The 25,698-nt window shown below is 62.5% G+C and carries 24 protein-coding genes; 8 read left to right on the top strand and 16 right to left on the bottom strand.

Features of this window, described 5'->3' with window-relative positions:
* The first annotated feature begins 22 nt into the window (after nt 1-22).
* Nucleotides 23-1,090: a PA0069 family radical SAM protein gene (locus tag AC2A04_RS02295; RefSeq protein WP_484210695.1), complete on the top strand. Its 1,068-nt coding sequence runs from the start codon at nt 23-25 to the stop codon at nt 1,088-1,090.
* On the opposite strand, the gene AC2A04_RS02300 is transcribed toward AC2A04_RS02295, so the two are convergent.
* From AC2A04_RS02300 to AC2A04_RS02340, 9 genes are all read right to left on the bottom strand, one after another.
* Nucleotides 1,087-1,497, bottom strand: coding sequence for a DUF1330 domain-containing protein (locus tag AC2A04_RS02300; RefSeq protein WP_484210696.1), 411 nt, complete (start codon nt 1,495-1,497; stop codon nt 1,087-1,089). The two genes, AC2A04_RS02295 and AC2A04_RS02300, sit on opposite strands and share 4 nt — an antisense overlap.
* A gap of 1 nt (nt 1,498) precedes the next feature.
* The gene (locus AC2A04_RS02305; RefSeq protein WP_484211670.1) at nt 1,499-3,088 is read right to left on the bottom strand and encodes a long-chain fatty acid--CoA ligase; all 1,590 of its coding nucleotides are present in this window, start codon (nt 3,086-3,088) and stop codon (nt 1,499-1,501) included.
* Nucleotides 3,089-3,127: 39 nt separating this feature from the next.
* Nucleotides 3,128-6,718, bottom strand: a complete 3,591-nt coding sequence (gene dnaE, locus AC2A04_RS02310) for a DNA polymerase III subunit alpha (protein WP_484210697.1) — start codon at nt 6,716-6,718, stop codon at nt 3,128-3,130.
* A gap of 105 nt (nt 6,719-6,823) precedes the next feature.
* The gene (locus tag AC2A04_RS02315; RefSeq protein WP_484210698.1) at nt 6,824-7,312 is read right to left on the bottom strand and encodes a glutathione peroxidase; all 489 of its coding nucleotides are present in this window, start codon (nt 7,310-7,312) and stop codon (nt 6,824-6,826) included.
* Nucleotides 7,309-7,542, bottom strand: coding sequence for a hypothetical protein (locus AC2A04_RS02320; RefSeq protein WP_484210699.1), 234 nt, complete (start codon nt 7,540-7,542; stop codon nt 7,309-7,311). Before AC2A04_RS02320 ends, AC2A04_RS02315 begins: the two co-directional genes overlap by 4 nt.
* Before the next feature lie 70 nt (nt 7,543-7,612).
* Nucleotides 7,613-7,873, bottom strand: a complete 261-nt coding sequence (locus tag AC2A04_RS02325) for a hypothetical protein (RefSeq protein WP_484210700.1) — start codon at nt 7,871-7,873, stop codon at nt 7,613-7,615.
* 53 nt (nt 7,874-7,926) lie between these two features.
* A complete protein-coding gene (locus AC2A04_RS02330; protein WP_484210701.1) occupies nt 7,927-8,604 on the bottom strand; it encodes an ABC transporter ATP-binding protein in 678 nt (225 codons plus the stop codon).
* 4 nt (nt 8,605-8,608) lie between these two features.
* Nucleotides 8,609-9,850, bottom strand: a complete 1,242-nt coding sequence (locus AC2A04_RS02335; protein ID WP_484210702.1) for a lipoprotein-releasing ABC transporter permease subunit — start codon at nt 9,848-9,850, stop codon at nt 8,609-8,611.
* A gap of 75 nt (nt 9,851-9,925) precedes the next feature.
* Nucleotides 9,926-10,807 (bottom strand): hypothetical protein, encoded by an 882-nt coding sequence (locus AC2A04_RS02340; RefSeq protein ID WP_484210703.1) that lies wholly within the window; start codon nt 10,805-10,807, stop codon nt 9,926-9,928.
* Nucleotides 10,808-11,153: 346 nt separating this feature from the next.
* On the opposite strand from AC2A04_RS02340, the gene purF reads away from it, so the two are divergent.
* The 4 genes from purF to AC2A04_RS02360 all read left to right on the top strand — a co-directional run bounded on the left by purF (nt 11,154) and on the right by AC2A04_RS02360 (nt 14,775).
* On the top strand, nt 11,154-12,659 hold the full coding sequence (gene purF, locus AC2A04_RS02345; protein WP_484210704.1) for an amidophosphoribosyltransferase: 1,506 nt from the start codon (nt 11,154-11,156) through the stop codon (nt 12,657-12,659).
* The gene (locus tag AC2A04_RS02350; protein WP_484210705.1) at nt 12,660-13,379 is read left to right on the top strand and encodes an SDR family NAD(P)-dependent oxidoreductase; all 720 of its coding nucleotides are present in this window, start codon (nt 12,660-12,662) and stop codon (nt 13,377-13,379) included.
* A gap of 92 nt (nt 13,380-13,471) precedes the next feature.
* The gene (locus AC2A04_RS02355) at nt 13,472-13,840 is read left to right on the top strand and encodes a PilZ domain-containing protein (protein WP_484210706.1); all 369 of its coding nucleotides are present in this window, start codon (nt 13,472-13,474) and stop codon (nt 13,838-13,840) included.
* Nucleotides 13,841-13,944: 104 nt separating this feature from the next.
* The gene (locus tag AC2A04_RS02360) at nt 13,945-14,775 is read left to right on the top strand and encodes a sulfotransferase domain-containing protein (protein ID WP_484210707.1); all 831 of its coding nucleotides are present in this window, start codon (nt 13,945-13,947) and stop codon (nt 14,773-14,775) included.
* Here the strand turns inward: AC2A04_RS02360 and AC2A04_RS02365 are convergent.
* The gene (locus AC2A04_RS02365; RefSeq protein ID WP_484210708.1) at nt 14,753-16,027 is read right to left on the bottom strand and encodes a class I SAM-dependent methyltransferase; all 1,275 of its coding nucleotides are present in this window, start codon (nt 16,025-16,027) and stop codon (nt 14,753-14,755) included. The two genes, AC2A04_RS02360 and AC2A04_RS02365, sit on opposite strands and share 23 nt — an antisense overlap.
* A 37-nt stretch (nt 16,028-16,064) precedes the next feature.
* Complete coding sequence (locus AC2A04_RS02370; protein WP_484211671.1) at nt 16,065-17,450, bottom strand: cryptochrome/photolyase family protein; 1,386 nt, start codon at nt 17,448-17,450, stop codon at nt 16,065-16,067.
* Nucleotides 17,451-17,625: 175 nt separating this feature from the next.
* Between AC2A04_RS02370 and AC2A04_RS02375 the strand changes: the two genes are divergently transcribed.
* Nucleotides 17,626-18,255, top strand: coding sequence for a phosphatase PAP2 family protein (locus AC2A04_RS02375; protein ID WP_484210709.1), 630 nt, complete (start codon nt 17,626-17,628; stop codon nt 18,253-18,255).
* On the opposite strand, the gene AC2A04_RS02380 is transcribed toward AC2A04_RS02375, so the two are convergent.
* The 3 genes from AC2A04_RS02380 to AC2A04_RS02390 form a co-directional block, all read right to left on the bottom strand.
* Nucleotides 18,252-19,190 carry a metal-dependent hydrolase gene (locus AC2A04_RS02380; protein ID WP_484210710.1) on the bottom strand — a complete coding sequence of 313 codons (939 nt, stop codon included), beginning with the start codon at nt 19,188-19,190 and terminating at the stop codon, nt 18,252-18,254. The genes AC2A04_RS02375 and AC2A04_RS02380 overlap by 4 nt on opposite strands.
* A gap of 85 nt (nt 19,191-19,275) precedes the next feature.
* Complete coding sequence (locus AC2A04_RS02385; RefSeq protein ID WP_484210711.1) at nt 19,276-20,328, bottom strand: 2-oxoacid:ferredoxin oxidoreductase subunit beta; 1,053 nt, start codon at nt 20,326-20,328, stop codon at nt 19,276-19,278.
* Nucleotides 20,325-22,274, bottom strand: coding sequence for a 2-oxoacid:acceptor oxidoreductase subunit alpha (locus AC2A04_RS02390; protein ID WP_484210712.1), 1,950 nt, complete (start codon nt 22,272-22,274; stop codon nt 20,325-20,327). The genes AC2A04_RS02385 and AC2A04_RS02390 overlap by 4 nt, the downstream gene beginning before the upstream one ends.
* A 236-nt stretch (nt 22,275-22,510) precedes the next feature.
* Between AC2A04_RS02390 and AC2A04_RS02395 the strand changes: the two genes are divergently transcribed.
* Nucleotides 22,511-23,455: an alpha/beta hydrolase gene (locus AC2A04_RS02395; RefSeq protein ID WP_484210713.1), complete on the top strand. Its 945-nt coding sequence runs from the start codon at nt 22,511-22,513 to the stop codon at nt 23,453-23,455.
* Nucleotides 23,452-23,937, top strand: a complete 486-nt coding sequence (locus tag AC2A04_RS02400) for an RNA pyrophosphohydrolase (RefSeq protein ID WP_484210714.1) — start codon at nt 23,452-23,454, stop codon at nt 23,935-23,937. The genes AC2A04_RS02395 and AC2A04_RS02400 overlap by 4 nt, the downstream gene beginning before the upstream one ends.
* 4 nt (nt 23,938-23,941) lie before the next feature.
* Here AC2A04_RS02400 and AC2A04_RS02405 read toward each other — a convergent pair whose 3' ends face one another.
* Both AC2A04_RS02405 and AC2A04_RS02410 read right to left on the bottom strand, forming a co-directional pair.
* A complete protein-coding gene (locus AC2A04_RS02405) occupies nt 23,942-24,448 on the bottom strand; it encodes a tetratricopeptide repeat protein (RefSeq protein WP_484210715.1) in 507 nt (168 codons plus the stop codon).
* Between the two features lie 54 nt (nt 24,449-24,502).
* A complete protein-coding gene (locus AC2A04_RS02410; protein ID WP_484210716.1) occupies nt 24,503-25,690 on the bottom strand; it encodes an RsmB/NOP family class I SAM-dependent RNA methyltransferase in 1,188 nt (395 codons plus the stop codon).
* Between the last annotated feature and the right edge of the window lie 8 nt (nt 25,691-25,698).

Here is a 25,698-nt window from a genome sequence, read left to right on the forward strand (position 1 = left end):
CTCATTATGTTCTAAACCTGTCATGGCGGTTCATGGCAGAGGTGCGCAATCCGGGCAGGCCCCTACCCGGCTGGGCCTGCCCGCGCGCGAGGGCGATTTGGATTGGCTCGACGAGCGCGAAGGGGTCGACGGTCCTGGCCCGCGACTGCGCACAACGGTAACGATCGAACATCCACGCTCGATCCTGTCGTTCAACAAGTCGCCCGATATCCCGTTCGACCGATCAGTGAACGCCTATCGGGGCTGCGAGCACGGCTGCATCTATTGCTATGCCCGACCGACGCACGCCTATCACGATCTCTCGCCGGGCCTGGATTTCGAATCGAAGCTGTTTGCCAAGCCGGACGCCGCCAGGCTCCTGCGTGAAACGCTGGCCAAGCCTTCGTACAGCCCGGCACCAATCGCGATGGGGACCAATACTGACCCATATCAGCCCATCGAAGGACGCTATCGCATAACCCGAAGCGTGCTGGAACTTTGCCTGGAACTTCGCCATCCGGTGACTATCACCACCAAGTCGGCACGTGTGCTCGACGATCTGGACTTGCTGAGCGAACTGGCGCACCACAACCTAACTGCCGTCGGCATCTCCGTCACCAGCTTAGATGCGCGGCTATCGGGGCTACTTGAACCACGGGCATCGTCGCCCGCCAAGCGGCTCGACGCGCTTGCGCGACTGGTCGATGCCGGCATACCGACCCACGTGTCGGTAGCCCCCGTTATCCCCTCGATCACGGATGCCTATCTCGAGTCCATTCTCGAACAGGCCGCCCGCCGTGGGGTAACGTCGGCTAGCTGGATCATGCTCCGGCTTCCGCACGAGGTCGCTCCACTCTTTCGCGAATGGTTGGACACGCATTTCCCGGACCGCGCATCCAAGGTCATGTCTATCGTGCAGTCCGTTCGCGCCGGACGCGACAACGATCCGTCATTCTTCACGCGGATGAAGCCGACCGGAGTCTGGGCAGATCTCTTTCGCACCCGTTTCCGCGTAGCCTGCCGCAGGCTTGGGATAGGCAAGGCCCATGTCGACCTCGACTGCTCGAAGTTCAGGAAGCCTGGCCGGGGAGGTCAGCTTGACCTGTTCTAGCCTCGAAAGCGTATCAGCCGACTGTCCGCCACGGCGGCAGTCCGGTGCGGCAGTGCGTCGCGGGCATAGGCCTCGTCCTTGACCATGGCGAAGAACGCGTCGGCATCGGGATAGCCCATGACGAACGCTTCATCCCATTCACCTTCGGGCCCGGTAACGACGCATTCCATCGGCGCTTCCCACACCATCGCCGCCCCTGAACCAGCAACAATTGCCTGAAGCGCCGCGATGTAGATCGCGTATGCCTCGCGCCCGGTCAGTCCTTTGCCGTGGTTGGGATGGTCGGCGGGATAATCTGCCAGATCCTTGAACTTTATCAGGTTCAGCATGTGTATCGGCGTATCGCGAGGAAGCTGTTTGAACCTGTCGAAGTTCTCTCGGCCGGGATCGATGTAGACTTCGCCCATGTCAGGCGGCCCAGACCCAATCGCGGAACTGTTCGCGTAAATCCTTCTTGCTGATCTTGCCTGTCCCGGTGTGCGGGATCTCGTCGACGAAGGCGACCGCATCGGGGATCCACCATTTCGCCACATGGCCTTGCAGGTATTTGCGCAGTTCGTCCTGCGAGACCTCCATGCCCGGCTTGCAGATCACCACCAGAAGCGGGCGTTCGTCCCATTTCGGGTGATGAACACCGATCGCAGCCGCCTCGGCGACGGCAGGGTGGCCCACGGCCGCATTCTCAAGCTCGACCGAACTGATCCATTCACCGCCCGACTTGATCACGTCCTTCGTACGATCGGTCAATTGCAGCGTACCGTCCGGATGGATCAGCCCGACATCGCCGGTATCGAACCACTGGCCCGCGACTACGGCGTCTTGTTCGGCCTTGAAATAGCGTTTGACGATCCACGGACCGCGGACCTGCAAAGCACCGGATGTTTTGCCGTCGCGGGGCAAGACCTTGTCCGGATCGCCCAGATCGACGCAGCGAATTTCCACCCCGAATGGCGGACGCCCTTGCATGACCTTGACGCTCACCTGGTCGTCCAATGTCAGGTCGTCCCAGTTCCAGGTCTCGGCGCCGGTCGTCCCGATCGGCGAAGTCTCGGTCATGCCCCAGGCATGGGCGACGCGAATGCCGTTGCGCATGAAGCGCTCGATCATGGCCCGCGGCATCGCCGATCCCCCGCAGACCACAGTCTTGAGGCTTGCCGGAATTTCCCCTCCCGTCGTGTCGACATGTTGCAGAAGCGCCAGCCAGACGGTCGGCACACCGGCCGAGCAGGTAACCTGCTCGCGGTTCATCAACTCGCACAGCACCGCGCCATCATTGATTGCCGAGTAGACGAACTTGGCCCCCGCTGCCGCGCCGGCCCAGGGCAAACCCCAGCTGGCGGCATGGAACATCGGCACGATCGGCAACATCACGCTGCGGCAGTCCATTCCGAATACGGGTGGGCTGATCGCCGTCAGCGCATGAAGCATGGTCGAGCGATGCTCATAAAGCACGCCCTTGGGATTTCCCGTGGTGCCGCTGGTGTAGCAGAGCATGCACGGATCGCGCTCGTCGCCGTCGTGCCATTCCGCATTGCCGTCCTCGGCCGCGATCCACTCCTCAAAGTGAATTGCCGGCTCGCTGCCGTCGAAGCAGATGTAGTGCTCCACGGTCGGCCAGCGCGATTTCATGCGCTCAACGATCGGAGCCCACTGGCGGTCGAACAGCATCACGCGGTCTTCCGCGTGGTTCACGATGTACTCGAGCTGATCGTCGAACAGGCGGGGATTGAGCGTATGAAGAATTCCACCCACACCCACAGCGCCGTACCAGCTGACCAGATGCCGGGAATGGTTCATCGCCAGCGTCGCGATCCGGTCGCCCGGTTTCACGCCAAGGCGACGAAGTGCCTGTGTCATCTTGAGGGCATCGCGGCGAATTCCGGCCCAATCGGTCCGTGTTTCCGATCCATCCGCCCAACGGGTGACGATCTCGCGTTTTCCATGTTCGCGGGCGGCGTGATCGACGAGATGCGTTACCCGCAGCTTCCAATCCTGCATCGCACCAAGCTGACCCGTCACATCGCTCTCCATGCTTTTCTATTCTACCAGCCGCAGGTGCCTTTCGGGCCGAGCCGACAGCGCCACATTGGCAAGACCTTCTATCGAAATCAATCGCTCGATTAAGTCGCTGTCCAGTTTAAAATCATTGCCGAGCCGGATCAGCGGCTCCTTCGGGCCTCCCGTGCGCAAACGGGCCAGCACTTCGCCCTTGCCGCCAGGATCGCGCGGCAGCAGCATTGCCAGTTCGGCAATTGCCTGAGTGCTCGATACGTCGAGCTTCAATTGCATGCGCGACGCACTGGTAACCGATGCCAGAGGGCGGGCGCCGCGTACGGTCACCCGCGGTGGCTCGTCGGGGTTGGGCCGATCGAGTTCAACGTTGAGCAACACGCAAGTGCCCTCGCGCGCCCATTGCTGGAACGGTTCGACAAGGCTTTCCTCGAAGCATGAGGCGGAGAACAGGCCCGAGCTGTCCGAGAAGTCGGCCATGACGAAGTCCTTGCCCTTCTTCGTCTTTCGCTTCTGCACGTTCTCGACCAGCGCGGCCATGACTGCAGCGGAGCGTCCGCCGGGCTCGCCGGTGCCCGACATCAGGCTGCCATAGGTGCGTGCGCCATTGGCCGAGGCAACCGCACGATATTCCTCGACGGGATGTGCGGCGAAATAGAACCCGAAGTTTTCGCGCTCGGCTGCCATCTGGTCGGCGCGCGACCAGGGCTTGGCTTCGGCAAGGCGGGTTGCGGGCACAGCATGATCGTCGCCACCGAACAGACCGCCCTGGCCCGAGGTGCGTGACCGCGAGGCTTCGTCAGCCACGGCCATCAGCAGTTCGGCATTGGCAATCACTTGCGCACGGTTTGGCTCGAGGCAATCAAGTGCGCCGCCTGCCGCCAGCGCTTCGAGCTGCCGCCGGTTCATCGATCCTGCCGGTATGCGGCGGAACAGATCGTCGAGCGAGGCGAACGGCCCCTTGGCGTCCCGCTCCTCGACGATCTGTTCCATCGCCTTTTCGCCCACGTTGCGCAGACCCGCCAGAGCATAGCGCACCGCATATCCGTCGTGAGTCCGCTCGACCGTGAATTCGGCCACTGAATGATTGATGTCAGGCCCTGCCAATGCAACGCCGTTGCGGCGCATGTCGTCGACGAAGACCGAAAGCTTTTCCGACTGATGCATGTCGAAGCACATCGAGGCAGCGTAAAACTCATGCGGGTAATGCGTCTTCAGCCACGCCGTCTGGTAGGCGAGCAGCGCATAGGCGGCAGCATGAGACTTGTTGAAGCCGTAGCCCGCAAACTTGTCGATCAGGTCGAACAGCTCGTTCGCCTTGGGCGCGGGAATGCCAGAAACCTCGCGACAACCATCGACAAAGCGCTGTCGCTGGGCGTCCATCTCCGCCTGAACCTTCTTGCCCATCGCGCGACGCAGCAGGTCGGCGTCTCCGAGCGAGTAGCCGGCCAGGATCTGCGCGGCCTGCATGACCTGTTCCTGATAGACGAAAATGCCGTAAGTCTCGGACAGGATGCCCGCGAGCTTGTCGTGCGGATATTCGATCGCTTCCAGCCCGTTCTTGCGGCGACCGAACAGCGGAATGTTGTCCATAGGACCGGGGCGGTAGAGCGAGACGAGCGCGATGATGTCGCCAAAGTTGGTCGGCTTAACTGCCGCCAGCGTGCGCCGCATGCCTTCTGATTCCAGCTGGAACACGCCCACCGTGTCGCCCGACTGGAGCAGCTTGTAAGTCTGCACGTCGTCCCAGGCGAGCGCCGACAGATCGATTTCGATCTGGCGCTTGCCCAGCAGATCGACCGCCTTGCGCAGGACCGACAACGTCTTGAGGCCGAGAAAGTCGAACTTGACCAGCCCGGCGTCTTCGACATGCTTCATGTCAAACTGCGTGACGGGCATGTCCGAACGTGGATCGCGGTAGAGCGGGACGAGCTGAGCCAGCGGCCGGTCACCGATCACCACGCCGGCTGCGTGAGTCGAGCTGTTGCGTGGCAGGCCTTCGAGCTGCATCGCGAGATCGATCAGGCGCTTGACCTCAGGATCGCGGTCGTACTCACGCTTGAGTTCGAGCACGCCATTGAGCGCGCGCGGCAGCGGCCAGGGGTCGGTGGGATGGTTGGGCACCATCTTGCACAGCCGGTCGGTCTGGCCATAGCTCATCTGCAGGATGCGCCCGGTATCGCGCAACACAGCGCGGGCCTTGAGCTTGCCGAACGTGATGATTTGCGCGACGTGGTCGAGCCCGTACTTGCGCTGGACGTAGCGGATGACCTCGCCGCGCCGGGTTTCGCAGAAGTCGATGTCGAAGTCCGGCATCGAAACGCGTTCGGGATTCAGGAAGCGTTCGAACAGCAGGCCCAGCTTGATCGGATCGAGATCGGTGATGGTCAGCGCCCATGCAACGAGGCTGCCCGCGCCCGAACCACGTCCCGGACCCACCGGAATTCCCTGATCCTTGGCCCACTTGATGAAATCGGCAACGATCAGGAAGTAGCCGCCAAAGCCCATGCGGTTGATGATGCCGACTTCGAACTCGAGCCGGTCGCGATAGACCAGCACCTCGTCCCAGACCCCGGCCTCGGCCAGCAGCGGATAATCCTGCGCATCGGGCTTGGCATCGGGTCCAAGGCAGAGCACGCGATCGAGTTCGCCATGCGTTTCGGCGGGATAATAGGGCTGCATGCGCAGCACGAGACCCTTGCGGCTATCCACAGCGCACATCCGGGCTTCGCCTTCCTGATCGCCAGCAAGGCTTGGCAGGATTGGCTTGCGCTTGGGCGGCATGACTGCGCAGCGCTGTGCCACGACAAGGGTATTGGCGAGAGCTTCGGGCAGATCCTTGAACAGCTCTGCCATCACCTCTGCAGGCTTGATCCACCATTCCTTGCTCGAACGGGGACGGTCGGCACTGTCGACGTGGGTCGAGCTGGCGATGCACAGCATCGCATCATGCGCATCGTAGAAGGCCCGGTCGGCAAAGCACGCAGGGTTGGTGGCAACCAATGGCAGATCGCGGGCATAGGCCAGGTCGATCAGCGCAGCTTCCGACGCTTCTTCCACAGGATCGTTGCGGCGGCAGATCTCGATGTAAAGGCGCTGCGGAAACAGTTCCTGCAACCGGTCGAGGTAGGTCTCCGCGGCCGATTGCTGCTGCCCGGCCAGCAACCTCGCCAGCGCCCCTTCTCCGGCCGCCGTCAGGCAGATCAGGCCATCGGTGTGCCCGACAAGGTCAGCCAGCACGACATGGGCATCGAATTCGAGCGGACGATCGAGGTGCGCGCGGCTCACAAGGTGGCAGAGATTGTCGTAGCCCACCGTATCCTGCGCATAAAGCGCCACCCAGTCGATCGTGGGCGATGCCGGACCGAAGCCTGTCGCCGCGCCTTCCCGGTCAGGCCGGGCCACTGCGAGCATCGTGCCGATGACGGGCTGCACGCCCATGTCCTTGCACGCCTTGGCATAGGCGACGCTGCCGTAGAGACCGTTGCGATCGGTGATTGCGGCGGCAGGAAAACCACGTTCAGCTGCCGTCTTCGCGATAGCCTTGGGATCGATCGCGCCGTCCAGCATCGTGTAGGACGAGAAGATGCGCAGCGGAACGAAGGAGGCGTGGGGCATGGCTGCCAAGGTAGGATCAGCAGCCCGATTCTGCGAGGCGTTGGGGCGGCTTTATCCACTCTCGATTAAGCGCGCCGATCGCTTGTGTCCGCAAATGCAGCGGGATCAGAGCAACGCTTCGATGTCCTTGGCGATGCTTTCGGGCTTGTCGGTCGGGGCATAGCGACGCACAACCTTGCCATCGCGACCGATCAGGAACTTGGTGAAGTTCCACTTGATTGCCCTGGTGCCCAGAAGGCCCGGAGCCTCGGCCTTCAACCAGTCGTAAAGCGGGTCCGCGCTGCTGCCGTTGACGTCGATCTTGGCCATCAGCGGGAAACTCAGACCGAAGTTCACCTTGCAGAAGCTTTCGATCTCGTCTGCCGTGCCCGGCTCCTGCCCGCCGAACTGGTTGCAAGGAAACGCAAGGACTTCGAAACCGCGCTCGCCATACTGCTTCCAAAGCGCTTCAAGACCATCATATTGCGGGGTGAAGCCACACTTTGACGCGGTGTTGACCACCAGCAGGACCTTGCCCTGCTTTTCGGCGAGATCGATCATCTCGCCGTTGGGCTTGCGCGCCTTGAAATCTGCAATTGTGCGGGGGTTCATCATTCCAGACCTTCGGCCTTGGCAATCTCGATTATCTCGACAACGTTGAGTGATTTGCCGCCCGCGACATCGATCACCAGCCGAGCACGTTCATCAGTCGACATGGCGACAACCTGTGCCACCAAATCCCGCAAGGGAGCTTTTCTCAGAACGTTGAAATTGTACTGCATTTCCGAGCCGGCATCATCGCGCTCGTGCAGCGTCGCCTCGGCATTCCAATCAAGACCGGACATGACTTCTCCCCTTGTCGCCCGAAGAAGTCGCACGACAAGGGAAGTATATCAACGGCAAATGGCGGATATGTCAGCCGGGAAAATCGGTCCGGTTCGCAAGTGCGGCAATTTCGGCTGGCGAGTACTGGCGGTCGCCAGATTTCTCGATGACCATGTTTTCGCGATCGTCGGCGGGCATACGCGTGAACAGGCGGACCATCTCAGCAAACGAGCCAGAATGCAGCGAGGCAAATCCGTGGAATACGCCATCTGCCGCCTCACGGCGCAGAATGGTCGCATGGTCCTGCCAGTATTCGAGGCCGGCGGCTTCAGCGCGGATCGTGGTGTTCATGGGAATCCGATCTCCTTCTGCGCGGTAAAACGCATCAGTCGAAACTCGTATCCCTAGACCAGCACGCCTTCGTGGAGGCGCACCACGCGGTCCATCCGCAGCGCCAGTCGCTCGTTGTGCGTTGCGATCAAGGCAGAACTGCCCTCGCCGCGCACCAGCTTGAGGAATTCCTCCAGCACGCGGTCGGCGGTCGCCTCGTCGAGATTGCCGGTGGGCTCATCGGCCAGGACAAGTTCGGGACGATTGGCCAGGGCGCGCGCCACGGCGACACGCTGCTGCTCGCCGCCCGAAAGCTGGCTGGGACGGTGATCGAGGCGCTTGGCAAGGCCTAGAGCGCTGAGCAGTTCACTCGCCCGCGCATCGGCTGCGCTGCGCTCGGTCCCCGCCACCAATTGCGGCAGGACCACGTTCTCGAGCGCGTTGAAATCGGGCAACAGGTGGTGGAATTGATAGACGAACCCGAGATGGTCGCGGCGAAGCGCGGTCCGGTCGTCTCCCGAAAGCTTAGACGCGTCGGTCCCGGCAATCTCGATCAGACCGGAAAAGCCGCCCTCGAGCAGGCCGATCGCCTGAAGCATGGTCGACTTGCCCGAGCCCGAAGGGCCAAGCAGCGCCACGATCTCGCCCGGATGAACCTCGAGGTTCACGCCGCGCAGGACGTCGATCGTCACCCCGCCCTGGCTGAACGAGCGGCGCAGATCGGAGAGGCGAACGACGGGACTGGTGGACATCGGATCACTCATAACGCAGCACCTGGACAGGATCGGTGCTCGCCGCCTTCATCGCAGGGTAGAGTGTTGCCAGGAAGCTGAAGAGCAGCGCCATCAGGCAGATCGTCGTGATCTCGACGGGGTCCGAGCGGCTCGGCAACTCGGTAAGGAAGCGGATCGACGGGTCCCACAGGTTCTGTCCGGTCACGAACTGGATCGCATTGACGATAGGCTGGCGGAAAAACAGGAACACGAAACCGAGTAGCAGGCCCGACAGCGTGCCCAGCGCCCCGATGACGAAGCCGATCGTCACGAAGACCTTTAGCAGCGATCTGCGCGTTGCCCCCATGGTCCGCAGGATCGCGATGTCGCGCGTTTTTGCGCGCACCAGCATGATCAGCGACGACAGGATGTTGAACACCGCCACCAGCACAATGATCGACAGCACGATGAACATCGCAACGCGCTCGACCGCGAGTGCCTCAAACAGGCTGGCGTTGATCGTCTTCCAGTCGGTGATCACGGCTTGCCCCGCCAGTTGCTGCTTGAGCGGCCCCAGGGTGTCCATGACCGTGTCGGCATTGGTCGTCGAGACTTCGATCATGCCGATGGTATCGCCCGTGAGCAGGAGCGTCTGGGCATCCTGGATAGGCATTACCACATAGGCCTGATCGTAATCGTACACGCCGACCTCGAACAGTGCCGACACTGTATAGGCGATTTCGCGCGGGACCGTACCGAATGGCGTTGACCGTCCCTGCGGATTGATGATCGTGATCGTGTCGCCAACACGCGCACCAAGATTTTCGGCAAGCCTTGCGCCAAGGGCGACATTACTCGTCCCGGGTCGCAGCGAGCCAATGACCCCGTCGACGCGCTTGTCCTCGAGCCGCTTGATGTCCTCGTCGGTATTGCCGCGCACGAGGATTGCCTCGACCCGGCCATTGAAGCTCGCGAGCAGGGGCTGTTCGATCAGCGGCGATGCATGCGTCACGCCTTCGGTTGCCTGCACGCGCTTGAGGATGTCCTGCCAGTTGTCCAACCGCCCGCCATAAGCCTGAATGATGGCGTGGCCATTGAGCCCCACGATCTTGTCAAGCAACTCGGCGCGAAAGCCGTTCATCACGCTCATGACGATCACGAGCGCAGCGACGCCCAGCATCACGGCAATCAGACTGATGCCGGCGACAAGCGCGATGAACGCCTCCCCGCGGCCCGGCAGCATATAGCGCTTGGCGATGGTCCATTCGAACGGTGACAGGATCAAGCAGCAGCCCTTTGGAAGCGATTGGCCAGTGCGGCGTGCCCGGATGTAGGACCACGCGCGGCAAACGGCAATGGCTCAAGCGTGGGTTGGTTCCCCGCCTTCGAGCCGTGCGACGCGTTCCCGCATGCGGCGAAGCTCGGCCATGCGCCGGGATCGCTCACACGAGATTGGCAAGCCGGCGAGCACAGTCACGCCCACATAGAGCTGAAAGAACTGGATACGGTCACCGTAGTCCACATCCATCAAGGCAATCGGCCCCATTTCAAGCGCGGTCATCGTTCCGCCGATGATGATCAATAGGACAGGAAGCGCAGCGATCATCGCCTCTTCGAGAACCGCCGCGCCCACGACCAGAAACAGCAACGGAAAGACGAGCAGCACGCGCATGTCGAGCGAGAAAACGACCACCGTCAGCAAGGTGTATGCCACGAGGATAACAAGCGCCGAGGGCCAGTTTTCGCCACCGGGGAAGAAACTGCGCCCACGCGACGTCCGCCAGTAAACGAACCTGAAGATCGGGAGGCAGGACATGAGGCCGAGCGAATGGCCGATGATCCAGTGCGTGAAATTCTCGAGCGGATCACCGCTGCCGACCACGGACGCGACCAGTGTCGCCAGGCCGCCGCTGGTGAGCGGGATGATGAGACCGATTCCGATGTAGTAGGCCGCGATCCATTCCAGCGTGTCGTCGGGCCAGAAAGCGACCGAAATGCGACGCATGACCATTGCCGCAGCGGCGGCTTCACCGACATTCACAATCGCCATCGGCCCTGCTGCCGCCCAGCCCAGACCGAACGCACCAGTCGCGACGGCGCTTGCCGCGCCGCATGCTGCAAGGAACGATGCCCAACGCTTTTCGGGTGTGACCACCAGTCGGCCGGCCAGAAGAGCATTTGCAACCCAGACCATTGCAATGCCCCCGGAGAACCGGGAAAAGTGCACGGTGAAAACCGCCATGACGAAGAACGCCAGACCGACTCCGAGTGGACTCGCAAGACAACGGAACAGCCGCATCCTGCTGTTCCTGAACGAAATTAGTTAAGATTTAGCGCCTGTATCAGCGCAAAACCACGGCGATAAGGTAGGAAAGTGTTGCGGCCAGAACCGCAAATGCCACAAGCAACAGGATCGCGTTTCTGATCATATGCACCGTGCTTGCTCCGTTTTGCCCATCCACAGGATGCGACTACGCGCCAGTCCCGTTGCCGGTTCCGAAGCTTGCACTTGCCAATGTGCACAAACGTCGCCATTTGAGCGCCACGTTTGGCCGGCGCTTGTGCGCCCACGCGAGTCCACGGGACCCATGATTTCACAGAACCAGATTTCCGACTCCACCCCTTGGGACATCGGATCGGACGCAAGCGATGACGACGGCGACAAGCTGCGCGAAGAGTGCGGCATTTTTGGCGTACTCGGCGTTCGTGACGCTGCGGCGACAGTCGCACTCGGCCTGCATGCGCTTCAGCATCGCGGCCAGGAGGCGGTGGGCATCACCAGCTTTGACGGGCAGGAGTTCTATTCGCGCAAGGGCATCGGCCATGTCGCGGCGAACTTCTCGACCGGTTCGGCCATTGCCGAACTGCCGGGAATGATGGCCTCGGGTCACGTGCGCTATTCGACAACCGGTGGCGCCGGCCTGCGCAACGTGCAGCCCCTGTTCGCCGATCTCGCTTCTGGCGGGTTCTCCATCGCGCATAATGGCAACATCTCGAACGCGATGTTCCTGAAGCGCGATCTGGTGCGCAAGGGCGCGATCTTCCAGTCAACCTCGGACACCGAGGTGATCATCCACCTCGTCGCGACAAGCCGCTATCCAACCTTGCTGGACCGCTTCGTCGATGCCTTGCGCCTGGTCGAAGGCGCCTATTCGCTCATCTGCATGACGCCGGAAGGCATGATTGCCTGCCGCGATCCGCTTGGCATCCGCCCGCTGGTCGTGGGCAAGATGGGCGACGCCTTCGTCTTCGCATCGGAAACCGTGGCCCTCGATGTTGTCGGTGCCGATTTCCTGCGCGAAGTCGAACCGGGCGAACTCGTACAGGTCGATCTTGACGGCAATCTCAGCAGCCATCGCCCGTTCGGCAAGCCCGACGCCCGTCCTTGCATCTTCGAGCACGTTTACTTCAGCCGTCCGGATTCGGTCATGGGCGGCAGCTCGGTCTATCAGGTGCGCAAGGCAATCGGCGCGCAGCTGGCAATCGAGAGCCCTGCAGATGCCGACCTGGTCATCCCGGTTCCCGACAGCGGCGTGCCTGCCGCGCTGGGCTACGCTCAGCAATCCGGCATCCCGTTCGAGCTCGGCATCATTCGCTCGCACTACGTCGGGCGGACGTTTATCCAGCCTTCCGACGGTGCGCGCAATGCCGACGTCAAGCGAAAGCACAACGCCAACCGTGCGCTTGTCGCGGGCAAGCGCATCGTCCTGATCGACGATTCAATCGTGCGCGGAACAACGAGCCTCAAGATCGTGCAGATGATGCGCGATGCCGGTGCCGCCGAAGTCCACATGCGCATCGCCAGCCCGCCGACCGAGCATTCCTGCTTCTACGGCGTCGACACGCCCGAGCGCTCGAAGCTCCTGGCCGCCCGAATGGACGTTGCCGCGATGGCAGAGTTCATCCACGCCGACAGCCTGGCGTTCGTGTCGATCGATGGCCTCTACCGTGCCGTTGGCGAACCGCAGCGCAACAATGCCTGCCCGCAGTACTGCGACGCATGCTTTACCGGGGACTACCCGACCCGTCTTACCGACCTTGCCGATCGGGAAAGCCCGGATCAGCTTTCCTTCCCGGTTGAAAAGGTCGCCTGAATGAGCGGCGAAGGCGCACTGGCAGGGCAGCTCGCGCTGGTCACCGGAGCCAGCCGGGGCATTGGCGCTGCCACGGCCAAGGCGCTTGCGGCAGCGGGGGCCCACGTGATCCTCGTGGCCCGCAACGCCAAGGAACTCGAGACGGTCGAGCAGGAGATATTCGACGCTGGCGGCAGTGCCACGATCGCGCCGGTCGACCTGACCGAAGCAGACGGCATTGCCCGCCTCGCCACGGCGATAAGCGGGCGTTGGGACGCACTTGACGTTCTGGTGATCAATGCCGCCGTCCTGCCCACCCTGACGCCGGTCTGGCAGATCGACGCGCGAGAGTTCAACAATGCCCTGACTCTCAACGTGCTTGCCACGCAGGCACTGCTCGCAGGATTTGACGGGATGCTCCGCAAGAGCCGCAATGCCCGGGTGATCGGCGTGACCAGCAGCGTAGGCGCCAAGCCGCGGGCATACTGGGGCGCTTACGGATCATCCAAGGCCGCGTTCGACGCCCTGCTCGACAGCTATGCGCAAGAAGTGCGCAACACGTCGTCGATCCGCGTCTGCGTCCTCGATCCGGGCGCGACGCGCACCAAGATGCGTGCCAAGGCCTATCCCGGCGAAGATCCCCAGAGCGTCAAGGCGCCCGAAGCTGTCGCGGATCGTATCGTGACGATTCTTGGTGAACAATTCGACAGCCCGCACCGCGCCCGGGTTAACCACGTCTGATCAGCCCGAATTAACGCACTCGGAGTGATTCTCGGGCAAGTCTGCAGGCATGTGCCTTCAGGCAAGCCGAAATCGGGCGAGGACGTTCGGGCATGAGCACGACCGACAGCAATACCGGGGACTGGAACACCGGCACATACAGCCAGGCAGCGCTTGAAGACCGCTGTGCACCGCGCCTGCGCGTCAGTATCCCGGCCTCGCTGCGCCCCTCGGGGGGCCGCGGTTTTCAGACCGTGGTGACCGATCTGTCCTTGGGCGGCTTCTGCGCCAATTCGCTTCAGCGCATGTATCCGGGCAACCGCTGCTGGCTGACCATGCCGGGGATGGAAGCGCTGCAGGCCGACGTGGTCTGGTGGGACAGCGGCCGGGTGGGCTGCGCCTTTGCCAACCTGCTGAGCCCGATCGTGCATGACAATATCCTTGCCCGCTATCGCGGCGACGGGGTGTTCAGGCGAATCTGAGCGAGCCCGCTGATCCATTATGAACGTAACATGACTGAATTGTTGCCAAAGCCCTAGGCCACACCTACTGCTGTTCTGTAATTCAATTCGCTAGGGGCGAGCGAGTGACGGCAGCAGACAATAAGATTGCGGATGAAACTAATCTGCCAATAATGTGGCTGGCGTCTTATCCAAAGTCGGGAAGTACATGGCTACGGATCATACTTCGCGAGATTGTTGCTCCGGGATCAGAGGATCCGGACATTATTCCCTCGGTTCAGAAGAAGACTACCCCAAAAAGCACGGCAATTCTTCACCTGCATGGCAAAGCATCCCGCCTTTTTCGGACGCATTGCCACTTCGGCAGTTCGCGCATCGCTCCCTATGATCATCTCTCCATGGGAGCGATCAGCATCTATCGCCATCCCATCGATGTCTTTCTATCGGCGCTCAACTATTCCGCAGTCCGCAAGCATGCCGAGAGGTTCATCGGTGGTGTGCCAAAGACCGTCGAGGAAATCCTCAAAGACGGCGAGATGGATCACTATGTCGAAGAGTTCATTTCCGACCGCGGCGTTGCCACCTTTGCAGATGTATCCGGGCCGCTGACCGACCACTTTTCCGGCTGGCAATTTGGCACTCGCGACCTTGGTCTGCCGTTCCTGCCGATACGCTATGAGGAAATGTTCAGCGACCCGGCCGCCGCAATCACGCAAATCTTCGAATTTCTCGAGATCGAGCCCCCTCACGGCCGCATCGACGAAATCGTCAGCATGGCTGACGCACAGACCAAGGTTGACGGACGTTTCTACTGGAAGCGGCGGTCCTACAATTTCCTGGAAATGCTGCCGCAACATTGCATCCGGCGGTGTGAAGAGGCCCTCGCTGGCTCATTGGAGCAGCTGGGGTACGAACCGACGACCCGCGCCCCGATCAACGTAGCGGCTTCACGATAGTCACCTGGCTCACGTTGATCCCGCCCCCGCGAAAACCGCCTTCGCAATACATCAGGTAATAGCGCCACAAGTCGATGAACCTGCGATCAAAGCCGATAGGAAGACGATCCTCGGCAACCGCGCGGTCAAGCGCCTCACGCCAAAGTTTCAGCGTGCGAGCATAATCCAGCCCGAATGCTTCGGGTTCTTCCCACACAAGACCACGCTCGGCGGCGAGCGAACGGAATTCGCGCTCGCTGATCAACAATCCGCCGGGAAAGACGTAGGCCTGGATGAAATCCGCGCTTGCGGCATAGGCATCGAACAACTCGTCGCGGATGGAGATGTACTGCAGGGCTGCGCGCCCTCCTGGCTTCAGGCAGCGCGCGAGACAATCGAAGTACGACGGCCAGTATTCGCGACCGACCGCCTCGACCATCTCGACGCTGGCGATGGCATCGAACTGGCCTTCGACATCGCGATAGTCCTGATGGCGGTATTCGATGCCGCTCAGTGCCGTGGTCGCAAGCTCGCGCCGGGCCCATTCGAGTTGTTCGTCCGAGAGGCTGATCCCCGTGATCCGCGCACCCGATGTCTCGGCCAGACGGCGGGCAAGATAGCCCCAGCCACATCCGATCTCGAGCACATGGCTGTCGGGCGTCAGATCCAGCCGCTCACCGAGCCGGTCGACCTTGTTCGCCTGCGCTTCGGCAAGGGAAGCGCCAGGATCGATGCCGTGCCACATGGCGCTCGAATAGCTCATCGTCTCGTCGAGCCACTGGCGGTAGAAATCGTTGCCGAGGTCGTAGTGCGCAGCGATGTTCCGGCGGGCCTGCGCCTTGGAATTTCGCCGTGCCAGATTGAGCAATCGTCCTGCCCACCGCCACGGCCCCTTGGCGCGGCCGACATCGCCCAACGTGTCGGCATTGCGCATGAACAGGTCGAATATCTGGACCGGATCGGGACTGTCCCATTCGCCTGCAACCCAGGCATCGTACCAGCCGATCGAACCAGCCGTCGCCAGCCGAACGAGCGCGTTCCAGCTGCGTAATTCTATCCGGGCGACGGGGCCTTCGCCCCTGCCCCCGACCTTGCGCGTGGAGCGATCCGGCAAAGTCGCTATGATCGTGCCCTGGACAAGACCCTTGTCGATACGTTCGACCGCACCGGTGAAGGATCCTGCAAAAAGATGCCCGATCCAACCGCCGAGTGCGGAAATATTCCGTCCCCCGGCGACCAGATGCCCTCCCCTCGTTGGCGTCTGCGCGTTCATAAGCCGCATATGCGTCGGCAGGTCATACGGTGCAAGGTCAGGCTTGCTTCATGCACTGATGGGCAGCAAGCGCCCGTGCGCGCGCTTCGGCATGAGCAACAATCTTGGATGGATATCCGCGCGGGGGCACGGCCGGGTCATGAATCCGGTCATCGGAAAGGTTTGCAAGTTCAGGCACCCATTTGCGAATGTAATGGGCGGCCTCGAATTTGGGCGATTGGGTCAGCGGCGCCATGATCCGGACGAACATGTTCGAATCGACGCCCGTACCCGCCGTCCACTGCCAGTTGACCGCATTGGAGCCATAGTCGGCATCGACGAGCGTGTCCCAGAACCATCGTTCACCCTCGCGCCAGTCAATCAGCAGATGCTTCACCAGGAAACTTGCCGCGATCATGCGCACGCGATTGTGCATCCAGCCGGTTTGCCAAAGTTCGCGCATGCCGGCGTCCACGATGGGGTAGCCCGTCCGCCCTTGCTGCCACGCCTTCAGACCGTCCGGATCAGTGCGCCACTCGATCCGGTCGTAGGCTTCGCGAGCGTTGCGCGATCCGTAGTCCGGAAACTGCAGAATCACGTTCTGGGCGTAATCGCGCCAACCCAGTTCACCAAGGAAGACGTCCACCGATCCGCGCGCCTCTGCGACGCGATGCCAAACTGTCGCGGGCGAAATCTCGCCGAAATGCAGGTGAGGCGAGAGCCGTGACGTTCCTTCGATCGATGGCAGATTGCGGCACTCGCCGTAGCGACTGGCGCGCTCGGCAAATTCTTCCAGTCGGTCAAGCGCACCGGCTTCGCCGGGCGTCCATTCATCGCGCATGCCGCCAGCCCAATCCGGCTTGGATGGCAGCAGGTTCCAGTCCTCAAGGTTCTCGGAGGTTGGCCAGACCTCCGGGGCATCAAGCCTGTCCGGTGCCGCTGTTGGCGCCCCCGGTGGCATCCGTTGGCGCAGAGCGTGCCAGAACGGCGTGTAGATCTTGTACGGCGCTCCTGCGCCAGTCACAACAGACCCCGCCGGCGCGAGATAGTTGCCGTGATGCAGGACCAATTGGAACGCCTTGGCGACAGCGCGTTCGACATTGCGCCACCAAGGTTCGTAATGGTGCAAGGCATGGACGGTTCGTGCCCCTGTCTCTCTCCGCACCGCAGCCAGCTCTTCATGGCATTTGCCGCGCTTGAGGATCAGCCGTGAACCGCGCCTGCGCAGATCGGCATCGAGGCTGGCCAGGCTATGGTGCAGCCACCAGCGAGAAGCTCCGCCCATGCGGCAGTGCCGGGGAGCCTCATCATCGAGCACGTAGACAGGGATGACCGGGCCGTCGCTTGCAGCCGCCAGAATTGCTGCCTGATCCGCGAGGCGCAGATCCCGTCGCAACCAGACAATGGACGGGGGAGCCCCGGCGGAAGACGTCACAATCGGCATTTCCTGTTGCAATGGCGAAGTCGTGGGGGAACACCACCGGTTTAAACCCGTTCCCCTGCATCGCATGATGAACAACGCATCGGACAAATACCTGTCCCAAAGGACACATGGTTGGCGCATCGCGTCCGGACACGCTCTTCTGGCGGCCGCAGTGTGCTGGCTGGGCTTCGCGTTCGTGACGTTCGCCGTTTCCACGGGCCGCAGCGAGGCGATTGACAGCGCCGGCCTGATGTTCTGGCGAAGAGGTGCAACATTGCTTCCGGCGGGACCCGCATGGCTGCTCGAAGCCGTGCGTGATATGACCGGGCTTGGCGGCGTCCTGTTGAGGAACATGATCGCGCTGGGTGCCTTGACCGCGCTGCTGTTCTTGCGGCTTCGCCGTGAAGCCGTGCTGCTGGCGGCCACCATTGCGGGCGGCTGGATCGTCAATACCCTAGTGAAGCTGGCAGTGGGGCGGCCTCGACCGATGATCGTGCCGCATTTGACCGAAGCTGGCGGACAAAGTTTTCCCAGCGGCCACAGCTTCAATTCAGCCGTTGTCTACATCGCGATCGCACTGGCTTTTGCCGCAATGAGCCCGCGCCGCAGCGTGCGATGGACGTTAGTCGGCTTCGCGATCGTGCTGAGCGTTGCCGTCGCCATCAGTCGCGTCTGGCTTGGTGTGCATTTCCCGAGCGATGTTGCTGCTGGCTGGTTCGGCGGCGCGGGCTGGGCCTTCCTTGCCACTGCCATCCTGCATCGCCCGGCAAAGGCGGTTGCCGAGCAGGCCGACGATGCGCTCGCCCAGATCACGCCTGGCAGTTAGCAGGTCCTCAGCCGGACCACGGTGTTGAAGTTTCGTGCCATCGCGGGGCCGGTGAATCGCGCATCGCCGAACGTTACGACGCTTTCGCAACCGTGGGTTTCGATTTCTGCGACCGGCATCTGCGACCATGCGAGAAATTTCCGGACCTCTGGCCCCGATTGCGCCGCGCGCTTCACGATCGGCAGGCTCATGTTGTCGGCAAACGGCTGCCCACGATCCAGAGGATGTGACAGGCTGACGGTGGGATCGAACCTGGCAAAGGTGATCCGTCCGGCTTCGCGCCAGATCAGGTCCCGCTCCCAGAACTTCACCGGCGAGGGCGATGCGAACAGCCGGTCCGGCTGCGGGTAAGGTTCGCTCATCACCACGGCATCGCGGGCGAGCGCCGAAATGGCGATGTTGACCGCAATGAACAGAACGCACCCAGCAAGCGTCGCCACGGCAGGCACACCCTTCTCTCTTCGCCGCGCCAGCCAGATTCCCAGCCCGAGCATCGCCAGCAACCAAGGTGAGACGATGAACAGGCCGTCGGTGTGGAACCAATGGTCGCTGAACGGCGAGAGCAACTGAATTGCATAGACGTTCTGCAAATCGAGCAGCGGGTGCGAGATTGCGCCAATGTAGCTCAGCAGCACCAGCCACCCGAAGCGCAAGGGGGCCGCATCGACCGCGATCCGGCCGCGCGAAACTTGCCATTTGTCCAGCAGCCACAGCAGACCCGCCAGCAACGGCGGCATCAGTACGACGCCACCGACCAGCCCATGGGTGAATCCACGATGCATCGCCAGCGGCGCCCAGGGCACCCAGCCAAAGAAGATGTCGATGTCCGGCATGTTCGCCGCGAGCACCAGCGCCGCCAATCCCTTGCGCGTGCGATGCTTTAGCCCGGTTTCGGCAAGAACCCATCCGACAAGGCTGTGAGTCAGGTTGTCCAATCGGTGACCTCAAACAGGAAAAGGCCGCAAGGGCGCGAGTATGTCGCATCCTTGCGGCCTTCGAAGACCATTGCAAACCCGGTCGTCAGACCGGGTCGGCTGCCGTTCCGCTTACCGTCCAGGTCTGGCCCTTGGCGAGCAGCTTGGCGAGATTCGCATCCTTGCCTTCGCGCGACTTGGCATCCTGTCCGAGCAGAGCGTCCTCGTAGGTCGGGCGGGGATCGTCATAGATTACGCCCAGTGCCATCGGGAACGGCCCGAAAGGCATTTCGACCAGCATGTGTGCAATCGCGCGGTTCTTTGCGTTGTGCACGATAACGCCGGCGGCCTGCCAGTCACCATCCACGACATCGACCACCTTGAGGCTGAGCGTCTCCATGTCGAGCGCGATGCCCTTGATGCCGCCCGACTTCTCGCTGCCGAAAAGCATCGGCTGGCCATCTTCGACCCAAAGCTGGTTCTGGTCGGCCGCGCCCTTGGCGACGAAGTCGTCAAAGCGGTCCTTGTTGTAGACGATGCAGTTCTGGAAAATCTCGACGAACGAGGCACCCTTGTGCGCGTGCGCGGCCTTGAGCACGCCCGACAGGTTCTTGGATACGTCATAGGCCCGCGCGATGAAGCGCGCACCCGAACCTAGCGCAAAAGCGCAGGGGCTTGCCGGACGATCGACCGAGCCGAGCGGCGAAGTCGGGCTGTTGGTGCCTTCGCGGCTGGTCGGCGAGAACTGGCCCTTGGTCAGGCCGTAGATCTCGTTGTTGAACAGCAGGATCTGCACGTTCACATTGCGACGCAGAATATGCATCGTGTGATTGCCGCCAATCGACATGCCATCACCGTCACCCGTCACCAGCCAGACGTCGAGTTCAGGGTTGGCAAGCTTGATGCCCGTGGCAAACGCCGGTGCGCGCCCGTGGATCGTGTGGAAGCCGTAGCTTTCAACGTAGTAGGGGAAGCGGCTCGAGCAACCGATGCCGCTGACGAACACGGTGCTCGAAGGATCGGCGCCGATTTCGGGCAGCGTGCGCTGCACGGCCTTGAGGATTGCGTAGTCACCGCAGCCCGGGCACCAGCGTACTTCCTGGTCGGTTTCCCAGTCCTTGAGCGTGGTCTGGACCGCGATCTTGGTCATCTCGTTCATGGGTTAACACTCTTGATGCTGGGCAGCTGCGTATTGTCGGCGTCGACCTCGCCCCCGGCGTGACCACCGAGTGCGTCGTCGATTGCGGCTTCGATTTCCGCGATCGTGAAAGGCTGGCCGCTGGTCTTGTTGAGCGGCTTTGCATCGATCAGATACTGGTCGCGCAAGACGGTCTTGAACTGGCCGGTGTTCATCTCGGGCACGAGCACCCTGTCGTAGCCCTTGAGAAGCTCGCCCAGATTGTTCGGCAGCGGCCAGACGTGGCGAACGTGGATCTGTGCCACATCTTGTCCCTTGCGGCGCGCACGGCGCACGGCCTGGTGGATCGGACCGTAGGTGCTGCCCCAGCCCACAACCGCGAGCTTGCCCGAGGTCTCGCCAAGGATCACGTCTTGATCGGGAATACTGTTGGCAACGCCATCGACCTTGGCCTTGCGGGCGTCGGTCATGGTCTGGTGGCTGGCCGGACTGTAATCGATGTTGCCGGTGCCGGGGTTCTTCTCGATGCCGCCGATGCGGTGCATAAGGCCCGGAGTGCCTGGCTTGATCCACGGACGCGCGCCCTTCTCGTCGCGCGCGAAAGGCAGCAGTTCGCCGTCCGGCCCGTTCTTCTCGGTGAGGAACTTCGCCGGGAACGGCTTGAAGCTGGCGGGATCGGGCACCTTCCACGGCTCTGCCGCATTGGCGATGTAGCCGTCCGTGAGCAGCATGACCGGGGTCATGTATTCCACCGCGATGCGGCAGGCCTCGATTGCGACTTCGAAGCAATCCGCTGCCGAACGCGCCGCGATGACCGGCATCGGCGCATCGCCGTTACGGCCATAGATCGCCTGATAGAGGTCCGATTGTTCGGTCTTGGTCGGCAGGCCGGTCGACGGACCGCCGCGCTGCGAGTTGACGATGACGAGCGGCAGCTCGGTCATGATGGCAAGGCCCATCGCCTCACCCTTCAGCGCGATGCCCGGTCCCGACGACGAGGTGACGCCAAGCTGGCCCGCATAGGACGCGCCGATGGCCGATGCGATCGCCGCGATCTCGTCCTCGGCCTGGAAGGTCGTGACGCCGAACTCCTTGAGCCGCGCAAGGTTGTGCAGGATCGCCGAGGCGGGCGTGATTGGATAGCCGCCGAAGAACATCGGCAGCTCGGCCAGTTGCGCACCCGCTACCAGACCAAGGCTGATCGCCTCGGCGCCCGTCACGGTGCGATAGAGGCCTGGCTCGCTCTCTGCCGGAGCGATGTGATACTGCTTGAGCGGTCCAGCCAGTTCGGCTGTCTCGCCATAGGCGTGGCCGGCGTTGAGAGCAGCGATGTTGGCATCGGCCAGCACCTGGTTCTTCTTGAACTTGGCGTTGAGCCAGTCGATCAGCGGCTGCCGGTCGCGGTCGAACATCCACAGCGCAAGACCCAGCGTCCACATGTTCTTGCAGCGCAGCGCTTCCTTGTTGCCAAGGCCAAAGGGCTTCACCGCCTCGAGCGTCATCGCCGAGATGTCGAACGCCAGCAGTTGCCAGTTCTCGAGGCTGCCGTCCTCGAGCGGGTTGACCGTGTACTTGGCCTTCTCGAGGTTGCGCTTGTTGAACTCGCCGGTGTCGGCGATGATCAGGCCGCCGCGCTTCAATGCGCCGACGTTGGTCTTGAGCGCCGCCGGGTTCATCGCCACGAGAACGTCGGGCTGGTCGCCCGCCGTATCGATCGCGGTCGAGCCGAAGTTGATCTGGAATGCCGAAACACCGAACAGCGTGCCCTGCGGCGCACGAATTTCAGCGGGGAAATCGGGGAAGGTCGCCAGGTCATTGCCGGCGAGCGCGGTCGAGAGCGTGAACTGCCCGCCGGTCAACTGCATGCCGTCGCCCGAGTCACCTGCAAAGCGCACGACCACCGCTTCTGGGGTCAGTTCGTCCTTGCCGCCGGTCAGTGCGTCCGGTCCTTCAACTATTGTCGCCATATCGTCCTCTGCTGCGTGCGGAAGGAACGTGCCTTCCGCCATAAGCCGCGTCTCAATGAACCACGCGCCTATGCCCCTCCCGTTCCAATCGCAAAGAAGAAAAACTCCTGCGAGAGAAAAATCGGCACACGATGATGATTCTGTCTGCGAAGGCTAGTCAAGTTGCAATGACGGACTTACCCCGATGTCGATAACGATTCCCGCAGGCTATCCCGGCAGGATAACGAGGAGAGACCATGACCGACCATTTCGTGCGCCCCGACGTGAAGGCCTTCCTCGATTTCCTTAACGGCACGCAGGCTCCGCCAATGAGCCAACTCCCGCTCGAGATGGCCCGCGCGAGCTATATCGCGATGGGCGAACTGGCCGAACAGCCGCCGCGCGAACTGGACGTGATCCGCGACCTGACCTGCCCCGGACCTGGGGGCGACATAAAGCTGCGCCTCTATGACCTGCGCGAAGCTCGCGAACCGGGACCGGCAGTCGTGTTCATGCACGGCGGTGGCTTCGTCATCGGTGACCTCGACAGCCACCACAGCCTGTGCACGGAGATTGCCGCCGAGCTGGACATGCCGGTCATCGCCGTGGACTACCGCCTCGCGCCCGAACACCCCTTCCCCGCCGCGCCCGACGATTGCGAAGCCGCGAGCCGCTGGATCGCCGCAAACTCGTCCGCTCTGGGCCGCGAGATCACCGGCCTCATCCCGATGGGGGATTCTGCCGGCGGCAACCTCACCATCGTCGTCACACAGGCGCTGATGGAAAAGCCCGCTGCCGTTCCGGTTGTCCTGCAGGTGCCGATCTATCCGCTCAGCGATGACAAGCCCGACCACAAATCGTTCCTCGATTTTGCCGAGGGTTTCCTGCTGACGGCCGAGACGATGACCTGGTTCGCCGACGCCTACAAGGCCGTCATCGGCGACAAGCGCGCCTATCCGATCTACGGCGACCATTCGACCGCGCCGCCAACAGTGCTAGTGACGGCAGGGCTCGATCCGATTCGCGACAGCGGTCGGGTCTATGGCGCGGAACTGATCCGGGCCGGGGCGGAGGTCGTGTTCCTCGAGATGAAGGGCACGATCCACGGCTTCACGCAGGTGCGCAAGGCGATCCCGAGCGCGCAGGCAGACATGCAATCGATCTTCGCAGCCGTGCGGCTGCTGCTGGAAAGGTCAAGATGAACGATCAATCTGCCGGGCTTCCCTATCGCCCTTGTGTCGGGGTCATGCTGGTAAATGGCGCCGGGCGCGTGTTCGTCGGCAAGCGGATCGACAACAAGGAAGGCGACGCCTGGCAGATGCCGCAAGGCGGCATAGATGATGGCGAGGAGCTTCATCCTGCCGCACTGCGCGAACTCGCCGAGGAAACCGGCGTTTCGGCAGAGTTGGTTACGATCATTGCCGAAAGCCGCGAAGAGCATTTCTATGACTTGCCCGACGAACTGCTCGGGCGACTGTGGGGCGGAAATTATCGCGGGCAACGCCAGAAATGGCTGCTGCTGCGATTTGGCGGCAATGACGAGGACATCAATCTCAATGCCCATGACCCGGCCGAATTCCTCGACTGGCGCTGGGTCGAGCCCGAGCAACTGCCTGACCTGATCGTGCCGTTCAAGAAGCGGGTCTATCGTCAGGTGGTCGAGGAATTCCGCGACCTGATTTGACCGGTCAGTTGCTCTCGATCTTGGGCTCGGGCTTCACGGCTTCGGCCGAGACGACACGCGGCGCAGGTCCGCGGGCGATTGCGGCGGCAAGGTCCGCAGTTTCAGTGCAGCCCTTTCCGCACAGGCCTTCAAGCCGGGCCAGATTGCGGCGCGCCTTCTCCAGCGCGCCCTTTTCGACCATTGCTCCGCCCTCGCCCGAGATCGCGGCGACATTGTTCGGGTCGCGCTCCAGCGCCTCACGGTAATAGTGGATCGCCTTGCCCTGCAGGCCATCGCGTCGCGCGGCATCGGCCAGTGCAACAAGCGGTGCGGGGCTTCCCGGCTCGATAGCCAGCGCGGCTTCGAAACTGTCGGTCGCTGTGCCGATATCGCCCTTTGCCATCGCGGCCCGGCCATCCCTGATGAGAGCTTCGACACGCGGATCAACAGGAGCGGAGCTCTTGGCCGTGCTCATGCTGCCGGTAACGCCAACGATCAGGGACAAGGCAAGAGCCACGGGGGCGTAACGCATCAACAACTCCTTGAGCCGGCGACCACTGCTGAATGAACCGGCTTGCATGAGCGCTCAGTTAACACGCCGGACGATTGTTGCGAAGAAAAACCCGTCGGTCCCTTCGGACAGGGGCGTGAGCCGCCATCCATGCCCGCGGGCGCGCCCGGCCGGCAATGGTGGTATTGCCACGTCCCATCCGGGGTTGGCCCGCAGGAAGCTCCCGATCCGGTCCGGCCCTTCGGCATCGAGCAGCGAGCAGACAATGTAGGTCAGCCTGCCACCCGACCTGACCAGGCGCGAGCCGATGTCGAGCACATTGGCCTGCATCGCATGATAGCGGGCCAGCGCCTTGGCGTCGAGCCGCCAGCGGGCCTCGGGATTGCGTCGCCATGTGCCGGTGCCGGAACAGGGCGCATCGATCATCACCGCATCTGCCTTGCCCTCGAGATCCGCCAGCGCCTGCATCTCACGGCCGGGGTCGAGCAGACGCGTTTCTACCAGCACGCCCGCGCGAGCCGCGCGATCGGGCAGGCGTGAAAGCCGCGCGCGGTCGATATCGCAGGCAATCAGCTTGCCCCGGTTGGCCATCGCCGCCCCGAGCGCCAGGGTCTTGCCCCCGGCGCCTGCACATAGGTCAACCACCGCTTCGCCCGGCTGGGCGTCAAGCGCAATGCAGGCGATCTGGCTGCCTGCGTCCTGTACTTCGAACAGGCCTTCGGAGAATTCGGGCCAGCTTTCGGCTGCAGTCCCGGATGGAAAGCGCAAGCCCTGCGGCGCAGCCACGAACTCACCTTTTGTCTCGAGCCGCTCGCGCAGGTCGTTGCGGGAAATCTTGATAGCGTTTGCGCGAATGTCGAGCGGAGCGCGGCCAAGAAGCGCCGCCTGCTCATGCCCATCGAGCCCGGAGGCCTCGAGTTGCCTGACCAGCCACTGCGGCGCAATCCCGCCACCGGCAACCGGTTCCCCCTCGACCAGCGGCGCAGGCCCATAGCTCGACCCATCGAACAGAGCGGTCAACGCGGCGTCGCCTTGGGCAAGGCGCAGCATTGCCGCCCGCCCATTCTCAGGCACGTCGCCACAGGCCCGGATGGCGTTCCACGCCAGATCGCGGATGGCGCGACGGTCCTTCGAGCCGACAAAACGCCGCGCCCTGAACCATTCCGCCGCGATCCGGTCCGCCGAAGCGCCCTGCCCTCTCGCCGCAGCGATCACCGCATCAAGGATGTCGATCGCCGCCTGTACGCGCGCAGAAGGCGTCACCCTTGCAG

It is taken from the genome of Novosphingobium sp. HNCC26DJ243, from assembly GCF_057180545.1.

What these genes read in the sequence shown, in the direction of transcription:
- AC2A04_RS02405 (WP_484210715.1), bottom strand. Translation starts at nt 24,448, where the DNA reads ATGCGTTACGCCCCCGTGGCTCTTGCCTTGTCCCTGATCGTTGGCGTT.
- AC2A04_RS02340 (WP_484210703.1), bottom strand. Translation starts at nt 10,807, where the DNA reads ATGGCGGTTTTCACCGTGCACTTTTCCCGGTTCTCCGGGGGCATTGCA.
- AC2A04_RS02390 (WP_484210712.1), bottom strand. Translation starts at nt 22,274, where the DNA reads ATGGCGACAATAGTTGAAGGACCGGACGCACTGACCGGCGGCAAGGAC.
- AC2A04_RS02295 (WP_484210695.1), top strand. Translation starts at nt 23, where the DNA reads ATGGCGGTTCATGGCAGAGGTGCGCAATCCGGGCAGGCCCCTACCCGG.
- AC2A04_RS02300 (WP_484210696.1), bottom strand. Translation starts at nt 1,497, where the DNA reads ATGGGCGAAGTCTACATCGATCCCGGCCGAGAGAACTTCGACAGGTTC.
- AC2A04_RS02385 (WP_484210711.1), bottom strand. Translation starts at nt 20,328, where the DNA reads ATGAACGAGATGACCAAGATCGCGGTCCAGACCACGCTCAAGGACTGG.
- dnaE (WP_484210697.1), bottom strand. Translation starts at nt 6,718, where the DNA reads ATGCCCCACGCCTCCTTCGTTCCGCTGCGCATCTTCTCGTCCTACACG.
- AC2A04_RS02320 (WP_484210699.1), bottom strand. Translation starts at nt 7,542, where the DNA reads ATGTCCGGTCTTGATTGGAATGCCGAGGCGACGCTGCACGAGCGCGAT.
- AC2A04_RS02305 (WP_484211670.1), bottom strand. Translation starts at nt 3,088, where the DNA reads ATGCAGGATTGGAAGCTGCGGGTAACGCATCTCGTCGATCACGCCGCC.
- AC2A04_RS02400 (WP_484210714.1), top strand. Translation starts at nt 23,452, where the DNA reads ATGAACGATCAATCTGCCGGGCTTCCCTATCGCCCTTGTGTCGGGGTC.
- AC2A04_RS02315 (WP_484210698.1), bottom strand. Translation starts at nt 7,312, where the DNA reads ATGATGAACCCCCGCACAATTGCAGATTTCAAGGCGCGCAAGCCCAAC.
- AC2A04_RS02330 (WP_484210701.1), bottom strand. Translation starts at nt 8,604, where the DNA reads ATGTCCACCAGTCCCGTCGTTCGCCTCTCCGATCTGCGCCGCTCGTTC.
- AC2A04_RS02370 (WP_484211671.1), bottom strand. Translation starts at nt 17,450, where the DNA reads ATGCCGATTGTGACGTCTTCCGCCGGGGCTCCCCCGTCCATTGTCTGG.
- AC2A04_RS02365 (WP_484210708.1), bottom strand. Translation starts at nt 16,027, where the DNA reads ATGAACGCGCAGACGCCAACGAGGGGAGGGCATCTGGTCGCCGGGGGA.
- AC2A04_RS02395 (WP_484210713.1), top strand. Translation starts at nt 22,511, where the DNA reads ATGACCGACCATTTCGTGCGCCCCGACGTGAAGGCCTTCCTCGATTTC.
- purF (WP_484210704.1), top strand. Translation starts at nt 11,154, where the DNA reads ATGATTTCACAGAACCAGATTTCCGACTCCACCCCTTGGGACATCGGA.
- AC2A04_RS02350 (WP_484210705.1), top strand. Translation starts at nt 12,660, where the DNA reads ATGAGCGGCGAAGGCGCACTGGCAGGGCAGCTCGCGCTGGTCACCGGA.
- AC2A04_RS02325 (WP_484210700.1), bottom strand. Translation starts at nt 7,873, where the DNA reads ATGAACACCACGATCCGCGCTGAAGCCGCCGGCCTCGAATACTGGCAG.
- AC2A04_RS02355 (WP_484210706.1), top strand. Translation starts at nt 13,472, where the DNA reads ATGAGCACGACCGACAGCAATACCGGGGACTGGAACACCGGCACATAC.